This is a genomic window from Shewanella oneidensis MR-1, assembly GCF_000146165.2.
In the GTDB taxonomy this organism is placed as follows: Bacteria; Pseudomonadota; Gammaproteobacteria; order Enterobacterales; family Shewanellaceae; genus Shewanella; species Shewanella oneidensis.
In genome coordinates, this window is sequence record NC_004347.2 from 3,221,894 (window position 1) to 3,241,702 (window position 19,809).

Annotated in this window: 18 protein-coding genes and 1 pseudogene; 13 read left to right on the plus strand and 6 right to left on the minus strand. The window is 45.5% G+C overall.

The genetic code is table 11. The features are described 5' to 3' along the window. The first annotated feature begins 3 nt into the window (after window positions 1-3). The 13 genes and pseudogenes from SO_RS14360 (at window position 4) to SO_RS14410 (ending at window position 14,073) form a co-directional block, all read left to right on the plus strand. Window positions 4-567 (plus strand): sigma-70 family RNA polymerase sigma factor, encoded by a 564-nt coding sequence (locus tag SO_RS14360; protein WP_011072993.1) that lies wholly within the window; start codon window positions 4-6, stop codon window positions 565-567. Continuing rightward, complete coding sequence (locus SO_RS14365; RefSeq protein ID WP_011072994.1) at window positions 560-1,264, plus strand: DUF3379 domain-containing protein; 705 nt, start codon at window positions 560-562, stop codon at window positions 1,262-1,264. Before SO_RS14360 ends, SO_RS14365 begins: the two co-directional genes overlap by 8 nt. A 119-nt stretch (window positions 1,265-1,383) precedes the next feature. After that, window positions 1,384-1,605: a hypothetical protein gene (locus SO_RS23535; protein WP_367303090.1), complete on the plus strand. Its 222-nt coding sequence runs from the start codon at window positions 1,384-1,386 to the stop codon at window positions 1,603-1,605. 14 nt (window positions 1,606-1,619) lie between these two features. Further along, window positions 1,620-2,637: pseudogene (locus tag SO_RS14370) on the plus strand (sodium:solute symporter family transporter); the annotation flags it as partial. Window positions 2,638-2,706: 69 nt separating this feature from the next. Beyond that, a complete protein-coding gene (locus SO_RS23540) occupies window positions 2,707-2,865 on the plus strand; it encodes a hypothetical protein (RefSeq protein WP_367303102.1) in 159 nt (52 codons plus the stop codon). A 340-nt stretch (window positions 2,866-3,205) separates the two neighbouring features. Next, complete coding sequence (locus SO_RS14375; protein WP_011072995.1) at window positions 3,206-4,528, plus strand: OmpP1/FadL family transporter; 1,323 nt, start codon at window positions 3,206-3,208, stop codon at window positions 4,526-4,528. A 103-nt stretch (window positions 4,529-4,631) separates the two neighbouring features. Beyond that, complete coding sequence (locus SO_RS14380) at window positions 4,632-5,018, plus strand: VOC family protein (protein ID WP_011072996.1); 387 nt, start codon at window positions 4,632-4,634, stop codon at window positions 5,016-5,018. Window positions 5,019-5,176: 158 nt separating this feature from the next. Next, window positions 5,177-5,893, plus strand: coding sequence for an SIMPL domain-containing protein (locus SO_RS14385; protein WP_011072997.1), 717 nt, complete (start codon window positions 5,177-5,179; stop codon window positions 5,891-5,893). Between the two features lie 188 nt (window positions 5,894-6,081). After that, entirely contained in the window at window positions 6,082-7,095 is a 1,014-nt protein-coding gene (locus tag SO_RS14390) for an efflux RND transporter periplasmic adaptor subunit (protein WP_011072998.1), read from the plus strand. Window positions 7,096-7,131: 36 nt separating this feature from the next. Further along, window positions 7,132-10,395, plus strand: a complete 3,264-nt coding sequence (locus SO_RS14395) for an efflux RND transporter permease subunit (RefSeq protein WP_011072999.1) — start codon at window positions 7,132-7,134, stop codon at window positions 10,393-10,395. Between the two features lie 41 nt (window positions 10,396-10,436). Next, window positions 10,437-10,649 carry a YgaP family membrane protein gene (locus SO_RS14400; RefSeq protein ID WP_011073000.1) on the plus strand — a complete coding sequence of 71 codons (213 nt, stop codon included), beginning with the start codon at window positions 10,437-10,439 and terminating at the stop codon, window positions 10,647-10,649. A 25-nt stretch (window positions 10,650-10,674) separates the two neighbouring features. Then, on the plus strand, window positions 10,675-11,073 hold the full coding sequence (locus tag SO_RS14405) for a rhodanese-like domain-containing protein (RefSeq protein ID WP_011073001.1): 399 nt from the start codon (window positions 10,675-10,677) through the stop codon (window positions 11,071-11,073). Window positions 11,074-11,649: 576 nt separating this feature from the next. Then, entirely contained in the window at window positions 11,650-14,073 is a 2,424-nt protein-coding gene (locus SO_RS14410; protein ID WP_011073002.1) for a S8 family serine peptidase, read from the plus strand. Window positions 14,074-14,183: 110 nt separating this feature from the next. Here the strand turns inward: SO_RS14410 and SO_RS14415 are convergent, their stop codons facing one another. The 6 genes from SO_RS14415 to yajC form a co-directional block, all read right to left on the minus strand. Further along, on the minus strand, window positions 14,184-14,729 hold the full coding sequence (locus SO_RS14415; protein ID WP_011073003.1) for a YaeQ family protein: 546 nt from the start codon (window positions 14,727-14,729) through the stop codon (window positions 14,184-14,186). An 85-nt stretch (window positions 14,730-14,814) separates the two neighbouring features. Then, complete coding sequence (locus SO_RS14420; protein WP_011073004.1) at window positions 14,815-15,726, minus strand: precorrin-2 dehydrogenase/sirohydrochlorin ferrochelatase family protein; 912 nt, start codon at window positions 15,724-15,726, stop codon at window positions 14,815-14,817. Between the two features lie 335 nt (window positions 15,727-16,061). Further along, complete coding sequence (locus SO_RS14425) at window positions 16,062-16,379, minus strand: putative signal transducing protein (protein ID WP_011073005.1); 318 nt, start codon at window positions 16,377-16,379, stop codon at window positions 16,062-16,064. 261 nt (window positions 16,380-16,640) lie between these two features. Continuing rightward, window positions 16,641-17,588 carry a protein translocase subunit SecF gene (gene secF / locus SO_RS14430; RefSeq protein WP_011073006.1) on the minus strand — a complete coding sequence of 316 codons (948 nt, stop codon included), beginning with the start codon at window positions 17,586-17,588 and terminating at the stop codon, window positions 16,641-16,643. A 13-nt stretch (window positions 17,589-17,601) separates the two neighbouring features. Continuing rightward, window positions 17,602-19,452, minus strand: coding sequence for a protein translocase subunit SecD (gene secD, locus SO_RS14435; protein WP_011073007.1), 1,851 nt, complete (start codon window positions 19,450-19,452; stop codon window positions 17,602-17,604). Between the two features lie 17 nt (window positions 19,453-19,469). Continuing rightward, complete coding sequence (gene yajC / locus SO_RS14440) at window positions 19,470-19,802, minus strand: preprotein translocase subunit YajC (RefSeq protein ID WP_011073008.1); 333 nt, start codon at window positions 19,800-19,802, stop codon at window positions 19,470-19,472. Window positions 19,803-19,809 lie beyond the last annotated feature (7 nt).

The following is a 19,809-nucleotide window of genomic DNA, read 5'->3' on the forward strand; positions in this document are numbered from 1 at the left end:
AAAATGTTTGCTAACTGGCGAAATAAATCCGTTGAGCCTGCGGTCTCTTCTGACATGCTGAGTAAACAACGACGATACAACAGCCTCGTCAAGGCGCTGCACGCCGACATTTTCCGCTATGCCTTTTGGTTGTGCGGCGAAAAGCAGGTGGCAGAAGACATCACCCAAGAAACCTTCTTGCGGGCGTGGCGCGCTTTAGATTCCCTGCAGGATGATAAAGCGGCGAAGGCTTGGCTTATCACGATTTTAAGACGTGAAAATGCCCGTCGATTCGAGCGCAAACAATTTGATTACGCCGATGTCGAGCAAGAGAGCTTAGAAGATCACCTTGCCTCCGGCACTGAAGAACAAACTGAGCAGTATTGGCTGAGAAGGCAAATTGCCAAGCTAGATATCGAATATCGGGAGCCATTACTACTGCAGTTAATTGGTGGATTTAGTGGTGATGAAATCGCCGAGCTGTTGGAGCTGAATCGTAATACCGTAATGACACGATTATTTCGGGCGAGGAACCAATTGAAAGAACTACTTGAGAAAACAGCGGTAAGAGGTCAATCCAATGGATGAGCTTAAATTTAGACGTCAAGCTTATGAAGATCCTCGTAATCAAGACCCAGAATTTCTTGAGCAAATGCAGGCTACACCTGAGCATCAAGCTTTGGTGTCCGAGCTAAAACGCTTAGACGCTAAACTCAGCCATGCCTTAAAAGTAGCAGTGCCGGAAGACTTGGCTGATAAACTGATCCTGCGTCAACAACTGCAACAACACCATAAACAGCGCCGTCAAACAGGCTTTTTAGTAGCAATGGCCGCTTCCGTCGCCTTTATTGTGGGCATCAGTTTTAGTCTGTTACGTTTAGGTCCAGTGGATTTGGCCGAGCATGCGTTAGCCCATGTTTACCATGAAGGTGTGGCATTACAGGTTGATCAGAATGTTAATTTCAGCCAAGTGAATGCGCAGCTCGCCGCGATGAAAAACCTCGAACACGCAAAATTTATCGAGCAGCCCGGCAAGGTTTACTACACCTCTTACTGTGATTTTCAAGGTGTTAAGAGTCTGCATTTAGTTTTACAAGCTGAAAAAGGCAAAGTCACGCTGTTTATTGTGCCTATCGAAAAACGCATGGTGCTCGATAATACCTTTGCCGATGGCAAGTATAAAGGAATGGGGTTTGAGACCCGCGATGCCTATATTTTGCTTATCGGTGAGGATCAAGCGGACCTTCGCTTTGTAAAAGACGAAATCAAGAATACCTTTATTTAACTCTCTAATATTCCTTTCTTTCTTAAATATGCCTCCGATATTTTCTCACGCTCGGAGGTCGGATTTCGATTACATATCCATCTACTAACGGGTTCTTGCTCAAACATCTAGTAGCATGCTTGCCACTTTTAATAACAAGATGGGATAAAGACAATATTACGATTGAAACTCCGATTTTAATCACTTTTGTTGGCTATTTAGTATTGATGATGGGCATAGGGTTTTGGGCTTACCGTGCCACCGATACTGTGGATAATTATATTTGGGGTGGCCGTAAGATGGGCCCCGCTGTCACCGCTCTCAGCGTAGGCGCTTCTGATATGTCAGGCTGGTACTGCTAGGCTTACCCGGCGCCGTGTATTTGGGCGGTTTAGAGGAAGCTTGGATTGGTATTGGCTTAGTGATAGGTGCGTGGCTGAATCGGTTATTTGTCGCAAAACGCTTGCGTATTTATACCCAATTAGCAGATAACGCACTCACCCTGCCCGACTTTTTCGAGAAACGGTTTCACGATAAACAGGGCTATCTCAAGCTGGTTTCAGCGGTCACTATTCTGGTGTTTTTTACCTTTTATGCATCTTCTGGCATGGTGGGTGGTGCCATACTGTTCGAAAAGGTCTTTGGCTTAGATTACAACGTAGCCTTGGTGATAGGCTCAGCCATTATTGTCGGTTATACCTTTATTGGCGGTTTTTTGCCGTGAGTTGGACCGATTTCTTCCAAGCCAGTTTGATGTTAATTGCCCTGCTGATCATCCCGTTTGCGGTATTCTCCCGCCCTGAAAGTCATGCTGGAATTGAATCTATTGATCCTGCGATGCTGGCATTAATCAGCGATAAAACCACAATGATTGGGTTGTTATCACTCTTAGCTTGGGGACTGGGTTATTTTGGTCAACCGCATATTTTGTCGCGCTTTATGGCTATCGGCACTGTCGATGCCTTGCCCACATCACGCCGTATTGCAATGAGCTGGATGATTTTATCCCTGCTTGGCGCTTTAGCAACAGGCTTGGCGGGTTCTGTGTATTTTGCCAATGAACCACTAGCAAATGCAGAAACTGTCTTTTTTCACTTAGCACAGGCGGCATTTAATCCTTGGATTGGAGGCTTACTGATTGCTGCGATTTTATCGGCCATTATGAGCACCATTGATTCACAGTTATTGGTATGCTCAAGCGTCATTACCGAAGACTTTTACCGCAAATGGTTACGCCCTACAGACGACCGTGAACTCATGATGGTTGGCCGTATGGGTGTGCTTGCTATTGCCGTAATAGCTGGGATTATCGCCCTAAATCCAGAAAACAGTGTATTAAACCTAGTGAGTTATGCATGGCAGGATTTGGCGCCGCTTTCGGGCCAGTCGTACTTTTATCGCTGTTTTGGAAGCAATATAGCCGCAATGGTGCTATCGCAAGCATTATTGTTGGTGCCTTAACCGTGGTGTTTTGGAAGCATCTCTCCGGCGGTATTTTTGAGTTGTACGAAATATTACCCGGATTTGTGTTTGCCGTTATCGCCGGTGTGATTGTGAGTAAAGACTCTCAACCCGACGAAGACATCACTGCTGAATTTGAGCAATTTAAGTTCTCATTGTAACAGCCCAAATACCCCTTCCTATTGTAAAAGGCGTACAGGTGTACGCTTTTTACAATTTGTATAATTTAATTAACCCTCGCGTCATCACAAAGTATTAACCTTAATTAAAACCTTGCCTTTAAATAAAAGCCAAAGATACCAAGCATCTGGCCAGACCATTCGTTCATGCTAAAGTACAATAATGTTTTAATTAACTGAATTTTAACAAATTTAAAATCTGGTCGGACTTGTTGAGGTTACACACAATCCCTAACATGCCGCAGACTATAAAAGGATTTGCGCGTTGTTCTGGTAACTAGGACCGAACAAAATCCAATATCAAAATAATGAGAGAATAATAATGAAATCATTCAACAAGACGCTGCTTACTGTTGCCATCGCACTGGCTAGCTCACAAACTTTCGCTTCAGGTTTCCAATTAAACAGCCAATCCGCCACGGGTATGGGTCGTGCTTTTGCAGGGGATGCGGTTATTGCCGATAACGCCACTGTTTTGTCACGTAACCCTGCTGCAATGGCATTATTCGATAAAGATGCGATTTCTTTCGGCTTAACCTATGCCGATATTACCGTTGATGTTAAAGACGTTAACTTTAACTTACCTAATGGTGCCGTTGACTTAGGCAGCATCGACGATGCGGGTAGCTCTAAAGTTATCCCTAATATTTTTTATATTCACCCAATCGACGATAAATTCGCCGTCGGTTTTGCAGCCTTCTCTAACTTTGGAACTGGTACCGATGCCAGCTCACTGTCTAAGAATTTACCAAAAGGCTCACCAGCACCTTATGATCTGCTTGGCGAAACAGAAGTAACCACGGTTAACTTTAACGCCAGCGTGTCTTATCGCATCAATGATATATTCAGCATCGGTGCAGGTGTAGATGCCATCTACGGTGAAGGTCGTTTAACCCGTAACGCAAGCACTACACCTCTCGTTGATGTGGATGCTGACGGCTGGGCCTTCGGTGGTATCTTGGGTGCCACAGTTGAGTTAGATAAAGATAACCGCTTCGGTATCAGCTACCGTTTCAGCCCGACAGTGAATGTTGAAGGGGATATTAACACCATCAGCACTAAAGACTTATCTGCTGCTGGCTTAGGTTCAAAAACAGCCCTAGCAACAAACTTTGACAGCTTAGATGTACCACTTGCAGATATTTTCCAAGTTGCAGGCTTCCATCAAATCACGCCTAAGTTTGCGCTGCACTATACTGCGCAATACACCCAGTGGAGCAAATTCGACCAAATCACGGCTAAAGATGGCGTAGCGACGATTATCCCAGGTCAAGCGGGTGCTGGTATCAAGCTTCCAGCAGGTGATATCGCCCTTAAAGAATACCAATGGAAAGATTCATGGTTATTCAGCCTAGGTGGCACTTACACCATTAACGAACAATTTACTGTTCGTGCAGGTTATATGCATGACCAAGGCGTTGTGGACGAAATTAGCTCAATTTCATTCCCTGACTCAGATCGCAACTGGTACACAGCAGGTATGAGCTATCATATCAACCCACAAAACACCGTTGACTTTGGTATCGCCTTTATCAAAGGTGAAGAAGTGCACTTGATCGAAAACAGTGCCATTACAGGTCCTGTAAACGCGATAACTGAATCAAGCGGTATGTACTACTCTGTACAGTACAGCTACCAGTTCTAAGCGACACGCTTAACACAAAAAAGCCGCATTTTTTGCGGCTTTTTTGTGTCTTAAGCATTTATTGCCTAAAGTTAATCCATCTTTCACTCACACTATAATTCTTATGGCAAAAGTCATTGGACTTGGTGGTATTTTTTTCAAAAGTACTGATCCTGTAGCCTTAGCAACTTGGTACAAAACTCACCTTGAAATCCCCATCGAAAACTGGGGGGGCGCGGCGTTTTATCACCGCGATAAACCCGTTCCCGGTTACCATATATGGACACCGTTTGACCACAACACCACCTATTTTGCCCCGACGGATAAAAGCTTTATGGTGAACTTTATCGTGGACAACCTTGCGCAGGCCTTGCTTCAAGTTACGCAGGGTGGCGGTAAGCAAATCGGCGATATTGAAGACTCTGAATTTGGCCGTTTTGGCTGGTTTATCGACCCCGATGGTAATAAAGTCGAATTATGGCAACCAAGCACAACTCCGCCCGCAAACTAAGTGGTTAAATGGTAAGTTGCTTTTGCAACAACACGACGCGGATCCTGAATAGCACCTGAGCATAAAGTATAAAGTTGAATGTGTTACGCATTCACCTATGCACAAAGCCATCTAATTGAAGTAAGGTAGCTTAAGGAATTCTATCAAGAGAGTCTGTTATGCAACGCAATTATCTACTTTCCGCCATCGTGCTCGGTGGTTTTTTATGTGCAGGCATGGTTTATGTTGGACAGAGCGCCAACTCAGCGTTATTGGAAATGAAAGCGCTTGAGCGCACCGTCACAGTGAAAGGCCTTGCGGAAAAAGAAGTCAAAGCCAATATCGCCATCTGGCCGATTAACTTTACCGAAGTCGACAACAACCTACCCAAGCTTTATGAAACCGTACAACTAAAAACCGACAAAGTAGTCGCTTTCCTTAAAGAGCGCGGCTTTAGCGACAGTGAAATTACCATTTCGCTACCATCAATTGAAGACCGGCAGGCTCAAGGTTATGTCGACCCCAATGTAAAATATCGATATTCGGCAAAGGTGAATCTCTCTGTCTATACCTCACAGATTGACTTAATGCTAAGTTCACGTAAGCAAATGATTAATTTGGTTAAAGAAGGCATTGCTATCGCCAGCCAAGACTATGAAAACCGCACTGAGTTTTTATTTACTCAGCTCAATGACGTCAAACCGACTATGGTGCAAGAAGCCACTCAAAATGCGCGTGAAGTGGCGGAAAAGTTCGCCAAAGACTCAGAATCCCGTCTAGGGAAAATTAAGAGTGCCAGCCAAGGCCAGTTCACGATTTCAGACCGCGATAGCAGCACGCCATATATCAAACAAATTCGCATTGTGTCGACGCTGACCTATTATTTAAACGACTAAAATTTTAACTGATTAAGATTATTACTGAAATTTTATGTTCATTGGCGATTGATGTAAGGGAAGATTCACTCGCCTTTTCCCTAAATTAGTTAAATCGATTGCATTATATTTTTCTAATAAATATTGATTGCCTATTGAAACCAACTCCATTAGAATTTACTCATGAATTATTTTTGGGATGATTTGGTATGACTGCAATCTCACGTACTCTATTCACATTATTAGCATTTTCTACCTTGACTACCCAGGCTGCGTCTTTGGAAACCCTTGAAGTGATGAGCAAACCGCACGCCAATTGGCTCACCTTGGACGCCAGTATTGAGGCGGTAAAAGCCGCGACTGTGTCGGCGCAAACCTCTGGGCGTATCGTCAAACTCAATTATGATGTTAATGATGTCGTGCCCGAGGGGGCGGCATTACTCGAAATCACCAGCAAGGAACAAGGTGCTGAGCTAGCAAGCTATGAAGCGGATCTTGCCAAAGCGACAGCGCTAAATGTAGAGGCGCAGGCCCAATTTAAACGCTATACCGAACTCTTTCCCCAAGGCGCTATTTCTAAGGGCGCAATGGATGAGGCCACCGCCAATGCCAAAGCTGCTGAGCAAGCCGTCAGTGCGGCTAAAGCGCGGGTCATTAAAGCCACTGAATCCTTAAAATATACTGTCGTATCAGCCCCTTTTAGCGGCATAGTCACCGAGCGTTTAGTTGAATTAGGTGAAACCGTCAGTGTCGGTCAACCGCTACTGTCAGGGTTTTCACCGAGCCAAATGCGGGCGATTACTCAAGTACCACAGCGCTACATTCCGCAGTTAAAAAACGCCCCCGAATTTATCGTTCGCTTAAATGATGGCCGGGAACTTACCTCACAGGATCTGACCATTTTTAGCTTTGCCGATCCTGTCACCCATAGTTATCAAGTGCGGATAAATCTGCCAAAGGATGAAGCCAATCTGCAACCCGGAACATGGGTAAAAGCCTTATTTAAGAATGGCGAGCGGGAAAAAATCCAACTACCGACCTCAGCGCTAATCACCATGAATGAACTCAGCAGTGTGTACCTTAAAAAAGGTGACCAGTTTGTACTCACACAAGTTCGCGTCACTGAACCTTTAGATGGCGAAGTAGAAGTGCTCGCGGGCCTGAAATCCGGTGATATTGTCGCCATGGACGCTTACCAAGTATTGCTTGAGCAAAAGCAATAATTTCCCTCGCGATATCCTGTTTGATGAGGTTGTTGAATGAAACACGCTACTGAATCTCCGATGACACTGGGCATTTCAGGCCGAATTGCGGCCGCATTTCAAAATAGTGCCATCACACCGCTACTGGCACTTTTGGGGCTCTTGCTTGGCTTGTTTGCTATTTTAGTCACCCCAAAAGAAGAAGAACCCCAGATTGACGTCACCTTTGCCGACGTTTTTATTCCCTTTCCTGGCGCGACACCGACAGAAGTGGAAAACTTAGTCACCCTACCCGCTGAACAAGTTATATCCGAAATCAAAGGGATAGATACGCTTTACTCTTTCTCTCAACCCGATGGCGCGATGATCATCGTGATTTTTGAGGTCGGCGTGAGCCGCAACGATGCCATTGTGAGTCTCTACAACCAGATTTATTCCAATATGGATAAACTGCCGCAGGGCGCGGGTGTGGGTGAGCCATTAATTAAACCTCGGGGCATTGATGATGTGCCCATTGTTAGCCTGACACTCTGGTCTAAAGATCGGGGGTCAAAGGACCAGCAGGTATCTGCTGAGCAGCTCACCCATGTGGCTCTCGGTTTAGAAACAGAGATAAAACGTATCCCAGGTACGCGCGAAATTTACACCGTTGGCCAACATGAGATGGTAGCTAACGTGCGGATCGATCCCGCTAAAATGAATAGCTTTAATCTGACCTATGACAAATTAAGACAAAGCCTGAATGATAATAACCATATCTCGATGCCAGCCTCTTTAGTGCAGGGTAATCAAGAAATTAAGGTTCAAGCTGGGCAATTTTTACAATCCATTGATGATGTTAAACAGCTGGTAGTGAGTATTTCGCAGGATAAACAGGGTAAACCCATCCCCGTTTATTTGGCTGATATTGCTGACATCAGTTTAAAGAGTGATATTCCTAGCCAAAGCGTTTGGCATAGCGACAAGACTGATATTTACCCCGCGGTGACCATAGCCATTGGTAAACAACCGGGGCAAAACGCCGTCGATATTGCCGATGCAGTGCTCGCACGCATCGCTAAAGTGGATAACGTGCTTATCCCCAATAATGTTGAAGTGACAGTGTCGCGCAACTATGGCGAAACTGCGGCAGATAAATCTAATACACTTATTCTTAAGCTTATTTTTGCTACCACTGCCGTTGTCGTGCTGGTATTTTTGACCATGGGTGCCCGCGAGTCATTGGTGGTAGGCGTTGCCATTATCATCACCTTGGCGATCACTTTGTTTGCCTCTTGGGCGTGGGGATTTACCCTAAACCGTGTGTCGCTATTCGCGCTGATTTTCTCTATCGGGATCTTGGTCGACGATGCCATTGTGGTGGTGGAGAACATCCATCGGCATATGGCGCTGGGTAGAAAATCCTTTAGTGAGCTCATTCCTGTTGCTGTAGATGAAGTTGGCGGACCGACGATTCTCGCCACCTTTACCGTGATTGCAGCACTATTACCGATGGCCTTTGTGTCAGGATTAATGGGGCCTTATATGAGCCCGATCCCCATCAATGCCAGTATGGGCATGCTGATCTCCCTCGTGGTGGCATTCGTAGTCACGCCATGGTTAAGCCGAAAACTGCTAAAACACCATGATGCTTCTTCGACAGATAAAAGCCACCATCAAGAAGCTGGGGCAAATGAAACCGAGAACAAAATGATCCGTTTGTTTACCCGCTTGATCGGCCCATTTTTGCAGGATAAAGGTGGCCGTAAAGCTCGTATTGGACTCGCTGCGGGTATATTTGTGCTTATCGGTATCGCTGTCGCCTTGCCAGTCGCTCAGCTCGTGGTGTTAAAAATGCTGCCATTCGACAACAAATCAGAGTTTCAAGTGATGGTGGACATGCCAGAAGGCACACCGGTGGAACAAACCCAACGCGTGCTTCAGGAACTGAGTCGTTATCTTGCTACTGTGCCAGAAGTTGAGCATTTACAACTCTATGCAGGCACCAATGCACCAATGAACTTCAACGGCTTAGTCCGTCATTATTTCCTGCGAAATAGCCAAGAGCTAGGCGATATTCAAGTCAATTTAGTCGATAAAAAGCACCGCAAACGCGATAGCCATAGCATTGCGATCTCCGTGAGAGAAGAGCTACAGCAAATAGGTGCCCCATATCAAGCCAATATTAAAGTGGTTGAAGTGCCACCAGGCCCTCCAGTCTGGTCACCGATTGTGGCTGAAGTGTATGGCCCAAGCCCTGCTATCCGCGAGCAGGCCGCCTATGAAATGCAGTCACTATTTCGCGAAACCAAGGATGTCGTCGATATCGATATCTTTTTACCCGCCGCACAGCAAAAGTGGCAAGTGATGATCGACCGCTCGAAAGCTAGCCTCATGGCAGTCCCCTATAGCAATATCGTTGATTTAATTGCGACTTCGGTTGGTGGCAAAGATGTAAGCTACTTGCATATTGCTCAGCAAAAACAACCCGCGCCTATCCGACTTCAGTTGCAAGAAGGCGCTAAAATCGATTTAGAACAAGTGCTAAACATGAAGTTACAAAGCCAAACCGGGCAATCCGTGCCCGTGTCTGAGCTGGTGACCATTAAGCGTGGCAACATTGATGCACCTATTATCCATAAAAATATGGTCCCAATGATTATGGTTGTCGCCGATATGGCTGGCCCGCTGGACAGCCCACTCTATGGTATGTTCGATATGGCGAGCAAAATCGACGGCGAAGGAGGTTTAGGCTTCGATCAACATTATATCCATCAACCAACGGGGCTGGACTCAGTGGCCGTGCTGTGGGATGGAGAGTGGAAAATCACCTATGAAACCTTCAGAGACATGGGCATAGCCTATGGCGTAGGGATGATTGCGATTTACTTATTGGTGGTCGCCCAATTTAGATCCTATCTCGTGCCACTGATCATTATGGCGCCGATCCCCTTAACCGTGATTGGTGTTATGCCAGGGCATGCGCTGCTCGGTGCGCAATTTACCGCAACCTCGATGATAGGCATGATTGCCTTAGCGGGGATCATCGTGCGTAACTCAATATTATTAGTGGATTTTATCAACCAAGAAACCGCTGCTGGTGTGCCCTTCGAGCGCGCAGTAATCCACTCAGGTGCAGTGCGTGCTAAACCAATTATGCTTACCGCACTTGCTGCCATGATTGGCGCCCTGTTTATTCTGGATGATCCGATTTTCAATGGGCTTGCGATCAGTCTAATTTTCGGGATTTTTATCTCGACATTATTAACCTTAATCGTCATCCCAGTGTTTTACTACTCAGCAATGAAAAATCGCATAAACTTAACTCAAACAATCGATTAACTCACAATAGGCAGCCTTTGTGCTGCCGCTAGGAGCAAGGTATGTCACTCGAACGTAGCATTATGGCTTTTGCTGGATTTATGGTGTTAGTGTCTTTGGTATTAACTGCTTTTGTACACCACAACTTTATGTGGTTAACCGCCTTCGTTGGCGCTAACCTATTCCAAAGCGCTTTCACTGGTTTTTGCCCTGCCGCCATGGTATTACGCAAATTAGGCGTCAGATCCGAAGCTGAAATTGCTAAACAAGGTTAATCCACATTCGCAAAGGAGAACGTCAGTGTTCAACAAGTTACTGTTTGGCAGTAAAAAATTACTTGGAGTCGCCCTATTGAGTCTATTCTCACTCTCGATAGTACCTCATGAGGCAAATGCAGCCGATCAACAACCTCAAGTTGCATGGGAAAAAATCGCCTCAGGCGCGATGGTGCTCGATGTCAGAACGCCAGAGGAATTTGCAGCGGGACATTTAGTTAATGCTGTCAATATACCCTTTGAACAAGTGGCCGCAGAGTTTGCTAAACGTGGGATAGCCAAGGATACACCCGTAGTCTTGTATTGCCGCAGTGGCAGACGCAGTGGTATTGCCACCGACGCCTTAGTTGCAGCAGGTTATACCAAAACCTACAACGGTGGAGGCTATCAAACCTTAGCCGAGACCCAGCCCAAAACAGAATAAACTATTGTTATACTGCTGCCATTATAAAAAGCGCCGTTTGGCGCTTTTTATTTATCAGCTTGTTACCCACATTTTTATACTACACACCATTCAGCCAATAATACTGTTCACTCATCATGATGAAGCCAAAAAATTGGCAAACGACAAACCTCTGACACCTAAATTCAATAAAACCGCATAATCAATCACTTGAATAAAAGTCTATTTTTTAACACTAAACAAAAGACTAATTTAGATATATTTAATTCCAAAAGGGTATAATCTTTATTTTCAACAAGTAAACAATCAAAAACCCATCAGTAGGATACTTTTGAAAATAAAAATTCTCTTAACCTTATTCATTATTATCACATAAATATCAAAAAACATGCGTTACAACTTGTTACACATGATTATTTATTCCACATTACCGCATAAACACGCCCTCACCTTACGAGTCACCATACCGTTAACAATTAATTTACAATACCCTTAGTCAAAGATAGATTCACTAAATGAATGGCATCTATGTTGTAGTTATTCTTTAAAAGCAAAAAATAATAATGATTAACACTAAATCTAACATGGAAGAAAAATATGAGAATCGATAAAACCACAAAGATAGCGCTAAGTTTATCCAGCTTAGCGATTGCAATCTCGGCTGGTGTGAATGCGGCACCAGAAGCACTTGGTTTTGCCGCTGCAATGCAATCACAGACCTCACCATTGCCTAAACGCTATATCGTTAAATTTAAAAACGCCGATGCTGCAGTACAAATTTCTGCTGAAAATGTTCAAGCAAGCGATCAACTTCCTACCACCATGAATTACCAACCTCAGGTGGCAGAAATCAGCGCGCAGCACAGCGTGCTCAATAAAGCCAACGCCAGAGAAATGAAACGAATAGGCCGCAGCAATAGCTACTCGGTCAAACTGGATAACACCAGTCTTAAGGCATTAAAAGCACGTACTGATGTGGAGTATGTTGAAGAAGACGCCCCACGCCGCTTTTTAACTGAAACGACACCTTGGGGACAAACCTATGTTGGGGCGACTCAATTAAGTGATAGCCAAGCGGGTAATCGTACTATCTGTATTATTGACTCAGGCTATGATCGCGCACATCCAGATTTAAGCGGTAACAATGTCACAGGAACCAATAACTCTGGTACGGGTAACTGGTTTGAACCCGGTAATAATAACGCTCACGGCACTCACGTTGCCGGAACCATTGCAGCAATTGCGAACAATGATGGGGTGATAGGCGTGATGCCCAATCAAAATACCAATATCCATGTGATTAAAGTATTTAACGAGGCAGGTTGGGGTTACTCGTCTTCGCTAGTATCAGCAGTCGATACCTGCGTAAATAACGGCGCCAATGTGGTCACCATGAGTTTAGGCGGTGCTGGCTCAAGTACAACCGAGCGCAATGCTCTAGCAGCCCATTACAATAATGGCGTACTTCTTATTGCCGCTGCTGGTAACGATGGTAACAATACCCATAGCTATCCAGCCTCCTACGATTCTGTCATGTCAGTGGCGTCTGTCGATAGCAACAAAGACCATTCTGCTTTCTCTCAATACACTAACCAAGTTGAAATATCTGGCCCCGGAGAAGCCATCCTCTCAACAGTGACCCGCGGAGAAGGCCGTTTGGCGGATATCACTATCGGTGGTCAGTCTTACTTTAACTCAGGCGTAGTACCGCATAATCGCTTTACGCCATCGGGCAGCAACTATGCACCAAATCCTTACAATGGCACGGCAACGGCGACCTTAGCCGAGTGTACAGTCAGCGGTTCAACCTTTAACTGCGGCAACATGACCAACAAAGTGTGTTTAGTTGAGCGTGTAGGTAACCAAGGTACTGCCTACCCAGAAATTAATGCTGTTAAAGCCTGTAAAACTGCGGGAGCGAGCGCCGTTATTGTTTACAGTAACAGCGCCTTACCTGGATTACAGAATCCTTTCCTCGTTGATGCCAATAGTGAAATCAATATGGTGTCCGTCTCTGTTGACCGCACAACCGGTTTAGCACTTCGCAATCAATTAGGTGCGACAGTAACCGTCAGCAACCAAGGCAATAAGGACTATGAGTACTACAACGGCACCTCAATGGCGACTCCACACGTGTCAGGTGTAGCGACATTAGTATGGAGCTACCATCCACAATGTAGCGCGGCGCAAATACGTAATGCGCTCAAACAAACCGCGGAAGACTTAGGTACTGCTGGTCGCGACGATAAAACGGGCTATGGTTTAGTCAATGCCATGGCAGCTAAAGCCTTCTTAGATGCTTCGTGTAATGGCCCTATAGATCCTGTCGATCCACCTCCTACAGATGGTGTACTGGTCAATGGCGTACCTAAGACAGGGTTAGCTGGCGCTGCCAGTGAAGAACTGCATTTCTCGTTTGAAGTGCCACAGGGTGCAACCAACTTAGGTTTTGTCATGAACGGTGGAACAGGAGATGCGGATCTGTACGTGCAATACGGTGCTGCACCAACAACCTCAAACTATGATTGCCGTCCATACAAAGGGGGTAATAGCGAGTCTTGCCCTATCAGCAACGTCCAATCAGGTACTTATTATGTGATGGTTAAAGGTTATACCGCGTTTAGTGGGGTATCGTTAACGGCCAGTTATACTGCGGGTGGAACACCGCCAACAGCGCCATCAAACTATAGCAATACCGATAACTACAATATTCCAGACAACAAAACAGCGGGGATCAGCAGTCCCATTACCGTGACCCGCACGGGTAACTCAGGTACTGTTACAGCCGTAGTCAATATTGTTCATCCCTATATCGGCGATTTAAAAGTGCAGCTCATTAGCCCAAGCGGCCAAATATCAACATTGCACAATAGAACAGGTGCTGGCACCGACAATATCAATAAGAGCTACACCGTTGATATGACGGGTGTTGAGTCAAGCGGTGTGTGGAAACTTAAAGCGGTAGATAGCGGCCGTGGTGACGCCGGTTATATCGATAGCTGGGAACTGAAATTCCAATAATCACGGCCTAAATAACCTGAGCCGCTGAATAGGCATCTTTTCGGGCCTCTTTACGTTGCTCTGTCTAACCATAGCTCGAACACAAGAGCCTGCAATTGCAGGCTCTTTGCTTATTGATAATCTTTAAGTATTTCAGGCTCAATCAACACACTGTGCTCATTGTCAGATAGCCAAACCTGCCCTTCACTGATGGACACTTGCAGCGACATAGTCCGGCTCACTAACGCCTCCATCGCAGTCACCGACTCTTCGGCAATATTCCATACTTTCAAATTTTTATAGCGCTCTAATGCTGCTTGATTCTGTTTCCACCAAATGGGGACACTACGACCACCGTAGGTAAACAGCTGCACCGCTTTCGCGCGACCACTGGCTTTTCGCAGCCATTTTTCATCCGCTTGGCCAAACTCAATCCATAGGTCAACTTCTCCAGAGAGGCTCTTGTCCCATAGTTCGGGTTCATCGTCGACGCACAGGCCCTTAGTAAAACTTAAGGTCTCAGAGGCATTGAGGATAAATGCCAACAGGCGAACCATCATGCGCCCATCCGTTTCCGAGGGATGCTGCGCCAATGTCAGCTGATGATCTTGATAATAACCCCGGTCCATATCGGCTATCTGAAGGTTGACCTTAAACACCGTCGCTTTAAGCGCCATAGTAAGTCCTAACGTTAACGACAAAAAATTACGGCGAGTCTACCTAAGACTCGCCGCCAGCTCAAACAAAGTCGATTGAAAATACTTAAATCGCACCAGGGCGCAAATGCTTCGCAACTGGGAAGTGCGCCTTTAGCTGATTAATTTTTTGCGTATCTGCAACAATCAGCATCCTTGTGCCCTGCTCATATTCATGGCTAATTTCACTCAGCGTTGGTAATCCGCCTCGGTTAGCATCACGGCGAACAAATTCTGACAATTCATTCGTTAGGCTCTCTTGGCTGTAAATCCAATCAAGGCGTTGCAATAAGGGCATGGCCGCCAGCGGCAATAATTCGACTGGAGTAGCCTCATCCAGTAATAAGATTTCTCCGCGGCTGACGATATGATTAAAGGCATTTTGATAATGTTCTAGCGTGCGCGCGTCAAACCTATCGCCATTAGTATCGAAAAATCGTTCCCAAAATAACCGACGGGTGGCAGTTTTGGTCAGTCTTTGTTGCACTTCGATGCGTTTATCCGCCACGAAATCAAATAAGGGTTTTAGGGATTGTGGCAGGCTGGTTTCTAACCTTGATCTAATGGTTCGGGCAAACACAGGCGCGGCCCCCGCGGTGCTGATCGCCACCACAAGGCGCCCTCTATCCACTATGGATGGGGTGATAAAACGACAAAAAGCAGGATTATCAACGGCATTGACCCAAATTCCACGTTCTGTGGCTAAGGTTGCTAATTCACTATTGAGTTTATCGTCAGCCGTTGCGAGATAAATAAGATCGTAATTTTGAATGTCCGCCTGTACGACGGACCGTTGAGACAATAATATTCGCCCTTTATCAGCATAGGCTTGCACCTCTGTATTCACCTCTGGCGCAATAACATGGATATTCGCTTCGGTACGCGTCAACAAAGCGAGTTTACGACTCGCGACATCCCCAGCCCCAACAAGTAGGACATTGAGATTAACGGTATCAATAAATAACGGGAAATATTGCATCGCTTAGGCCTACAAAATATTGCGTAAAAACAAGCTTAAATCATTTAACAGAAGTACCAGAGTTACTCCCTGTTCTAACTTATCTCAACATTCGGCTCGACTAGCTCGAGTTATGCCGCACAATCAACCCCATAACATGAGTAGAAACATTATCTTAGGGAAAATGCTTAGGTGTATGTGATAGTGTTGAGAAACTGCTATTCATTGTAGATTATCATGATAATCTACAATGAATACTCAATAATATGAATATGTTAGACAATTTTTATCTAAGCGCTTTGCGCAGTGATGGAGGGAGTTGCTAGCCTAAATGTGCAGGCTAATTGATTCATAAGTTAATTATGGCTCTCGCTACGCTCGGCACTGCAATGCCAACACAATTCAAAACTGCCCTCGTTGATCTCATGGCACTGTAGACATTGCCATTGCGGGCTAATCACATCTAAGGCGCTTAGCTGTGCTTGCGCTTTAGCCAGTTGCGACTCTCGTACCCAAAGCTCCACATTGTGTAGAGCGGCAGGTAACTCACCCACGCCCCCCAATAAAGCCTCACCACGTAATTCAACATGAATGCCACAGGCTTCTAATAATCCTTTCCATGTATGGGCCTGTAACAGGTTTCCATCAGCAATTAACGTCTTACGTTCTTCCATGCGACTTCCTACTGCATTTATCTTAAAAAAAATAGAGGCTGCCGACATGCTACTGTGAAATAACTTTGCCTGTCGAGTGCTGTTTTTTGCATCAGATGTTAATCCATTTAACATTTACCTTTACAGCATTAGTGACTATAAAGGTGTGAGTTTGCTAGCAGATTATAGAAAGATAAAAATTTAGACGAAAAAAATGCCACTCAAAAAGTGGCATTTTCCTCAACAATATTGGTACCTAAAACTCAGTACCTTTAATAAAACTTACGGCATCATTGATGGTTGATCAGCGCCTTCTTTTTCTATCTCAGCTGGCATCATCGACTCGCGATTCACCCCAAGTTTAATGGCTAAATAGGTCGCTACATAAACTGAAGAGTAAGTCCCCACACTTATCCCAAGTAATAGCGCGGCCGCAAAGCCGTGGATCATGGAACCACCGCTTAAGAACAGCGCCACCACTACGACTAAAGTGGTTCCCATAGTAATGATGGTTCGACTCATAGTTTGGGTAATAGAGACGTTAACCACTTCTTCTGGCTCACTTTTTCTCATTTTCAAGAAGTTTTCACGCACCCTATCAAATACCACAATGGTATCGTTTAGGGAGTAACCAACCACTGTTAATACCCCTGCTAACACGGTTAAATCAAACTCCATTTGCGTGAGTGAAAATACGCCTAAAGTTACCATCACGTCATGGGCTAACGCCGCAACTGCACCGGTGGCAAGGCGCCACTCAAAGCGAAATGCGATATAGATCATGATGCAGATTAATGCAACCAGAACTGCTAAACCGCCTTGTTCGGCAAGTTCTTTACCCACTTGTGGGCCAACAAACTCAACTCGTTTTTGCACAACATTAGGATCTAGTTGCTGGGCAAATTTAACAATCTCCACCACTTGGACATCACTACTGATACCTTCTTTGACCGGGAGGCGCACTAAAACATCACGGCTCGAACCGTAATTTTGCACCACGGCACTACTGGTTTCAGGTGTTGTTAGTTGTGAACGAAACTGGTTTAAGTCGACAGGGGTCGAAAATGACATTTCCACCACTGTACCACCTGTAAAATCCAGTCCCCAATTCAAGCCTTTAGTCGCCAATAGCACGATGGAGCCAAGCACAAGAACGGCTGACATAATACTGACCGGCAAGGCATGCTTAAGGAAGTTTACCGTCCGTTTTAAAGATAAAATCTCTAACATGATTAAAGCTCCCTTATATCGACAGAGTCTGAATGCGCTTACCACCCCAAACCGCGTTCACTATGGCTCGGGTTCCGACGATTGCAGTAAACATCGAGGTTGCAATACCTATCATCAGGGTCACAGCAAAACCTTTTACTGCGCCAGAACCCACGGCAAAGAGAATCAATGCGGTGATAAAGGTGGTGATGTTCGAATCGGCAATGGATGAAAAGGCATTGGCATACCCCTCTTGAATCGCCTGCTGCACACTACGTCCTGCGCGGATCTCATCTCGAATACGCTCATAAATTAGTACGTTGCCGTCAACTGCCATACCAATGGTTAATACCATACCGGCAATACCCGGTAAGGTAAGAACAGCACCAGGGATCATTGACATCACGCCTACGATCATCACTAGGTTCATGGTCAAGGCGATATTGGCAATCAAGCCAAAGGCACGGTAGTAAATCAGCATAAATAGCACGACCGCCCCCATACTCCAGAGCATGGCATTGATACCGCTTGCGATGTTTTCCGCACCGAGGCTTGGACCAATAGTACGTTCTTCTACAATCGATACTGGCGCGATCAAAGCACCCGCACGCAGCAATAATGCGAGGTTCTGTGCTTCACCATGGCTTAAACCTGTGATAACAAAGTTACGGCCTAAACGCGCTTGAATGGTCGCTACTGAAATCACCTCTTCGATTTTCAGCATCTTAACGCTGCCATCAGCGTTACGTTCACCACTGTCTTTATATTCAATGAACAAGGTCGCCATCGGTTTACCGATATTGTCCTTTGTCACGTTAGAGAAAATGGTACCGCCTTTAGCATCGAGGTTAATGCTCACCTGAGGACGGCTGTATTGGTCAAAACTAGGTTGTGCGCCAGTGATATGATCACCCGTTAGCATCACTTCCTTCTTGAGCACTACTTGACCACCTTCACGGCGTTGATACACCTCAGAACCAGCAGGAACGCGACCCGCTTGCGCCGCATTAGCGTCAGCTTTGTCATCGACCATATGGAATTCAATCGATGCTGTTGCACCTAGAATTTCTTTCGCACGAGCAGTATCTTGAACCCCAGGCAGCTCGACGATAATACGCTCAGCACCTTGACGTTGCACCACAGGCTCAGATACCCCTAACTCGTTAACACGGTTACGGATTGTGGTAATGTTTTGCTGCAACGCTTCCTCTTTCACCTGCTTAAGATAGGTTTCGCTCATCACGGCTTGCAGGGCGAAATCTTCGCCTTTGCTTACATCGGAGAACACCATATCGTTGCTGCGGGATTTTAAGAAACGTTCTGCACTGGCTAAACTTTCTGCATCACGGAATTTGATTTCAATCCCTTGAGCATTAATGCGAATGCCAGCGTAACGGATTTTTTCTTCACGTAATTGTGAGCGGAAATCGGCCACTTTGGCCTCTTCCATCTTACGAATGGCTTCGCCCATATCCACTTCCATCAGGAAGTGTACTCCACCACGAAGATCGAGGCCGAGTTTCATTGGGCTACCACCCATAGACTCGAGCCACTTTGGGGTTGCTGGAGCAAGGTTAAGTGCCACGGTAAATTTGTCACCTAACGCTTCGGCAATCACTTCTTTTGCAAGTAATTGTTGATCCGCGTTTTGTACACGGACCAACAATTGACCTTTTTCAAGCTCAGAGCGCTTTACCGCAATGCCCTTACTGGCTAACAGTTCGTTCACTCTGGCTTGGGTAGATGCTGTGACTTCAGCACCTCGAGTCGCCACTACTTGCACCGCATGATCTTCACCGAACAGGTTAGGTACGGCATAGAAACAACCTATGGCGATGATAAGCACCACCATAATGTTCTTCCACATTGGGTATTTATTTAACACGCCTGAGCCCTCTTGGCTTACAACGACTGGATAGAGCCCTTAGGCAATACAGCTGCAATGTAATCTTTTTTAATTGTAATTTGAGTTGTGTCATTCAAGCTCAGTAACACGTAGTCATTGTCATCGCTGATCTTTGCAATCTTGCCTAAGATACCGCCGCTGGTCAGGACTTCGTCACCTTTGCCGAGGGATGACATCAGATTTTTGTGCTCTTTAACGCGCTTTGATTGCGGACGGAAAATCATGAAATAGAAAATCAGGCCGAAAATCACCAGCATGAAAATCAATTCCATTGTGCCACCACCCTGTGGAGTGCCAGCGGCATTTGCATATGCATTTGAAATAAACATAGTTTTC

What these genes read in the sequence shown, in the direction of transcription:
- SO_RS14360 (WP_011072993.1), top strand. Translation starts at nt 4, where the DNA reads ATGTTTGCTAACTGGCGAAATAAATCCGTTGAGCCTGCGGTCTCTTCT.
- SO_RS14365 (WP_011072994.1), top strand. Translation starts at nt 560, where the DNA reads ATGGATGAGCTTAAATTTAGACGTCAAGCTTATGAAGATCCTCGTAAT.
- SO_RS14375 (WP_011072995.1), top strand. Translation starts at nt 3,206, where the DNA reads ATGAAATCATTCAACAAGACGCTGCTTACTGTTGCCATCGCACTGGCT.
- SO_RS14380 (WP_011072996.1), top strand. Translation starts at nt 4,632, where the DNA reads ATGGCAAAAGTCATTGGACTTGGTGGTATTTTTTTCAAAAGTACTGAT.
- SO_RS14385 (WP_011072997.1), top strand. Translation starts at nt 5,177, where the DNA reads ATGCAACGCAATTATCTACTTTCCGCCATCGTGCTCGGTGGTTTTTTA.
- SO_RS14390 (WP_011072998.1), top strand. Translation starts at nt 6,082, where the DNA reads ATGACTGCAATCTCACGTACTCTATTCACATTATTAGCATTTTCTACC.
- SO_RS14395 (WP_011072999.1), top strand. Translation starts at nt 7,132, where the DNA reads ATGAAACACGCTACTGAATCTCCGATGACACTGGGCATTTCAGGCCGA.
- SO_RS14400 (WP_011073000.1), top strand. Translation starts at nt 10,437, where the DNA reads ATGTCACTCGAACGTAGCATTATGGCTTTTGCTGGATTTATGGTGTTA.
- SO_RS14410 (WP_011073002.1), top strand. Translation starts at nt 11,650, where the DNA reads ATGAGAATCGATAAAACCACAAAGATAGCGCTAAGTTTATCCAGCTTA.
- SO_RS14415 (WP_011073003.1), bottom strand. Translation starts at nt 14,729, where the DNA reads ATGGCGCTTAAAGCGACGGTGTTTAAGGTCAACCTTCAGATAGCCGAT.
- SO_RS14420 (WP_011073004.1), bottom strand. Translation starts at nt 15,726, where the DNA reads ATGCAATATTTCCCGTTATTTATTGATACCGTTAATCTCAATGTCCTA.
- SO_RS14425 (WP_011073005.1), bottom strand. Translation starts at nt 16,379, where the DNA reads ATGGAAGAACGTAAGACGTTAATTGCTGATGGAAACCTGTTACAGGCC.
- secF (WP_011073006.1), bottom strand. Translation starts at nt 17,588, where the DNA reads ATGTTAGAGATTTTATCTTTAAAACGGACGGTAAACTTCCTTAAGCAT.
- yajC (WP_011073008.1), bottom strand. Translation starts at nt 19,802, where the DNA reads ATGTTTATTTCAAATGCATATGCAAATGCCGCTGGCACTCCACAGGGT.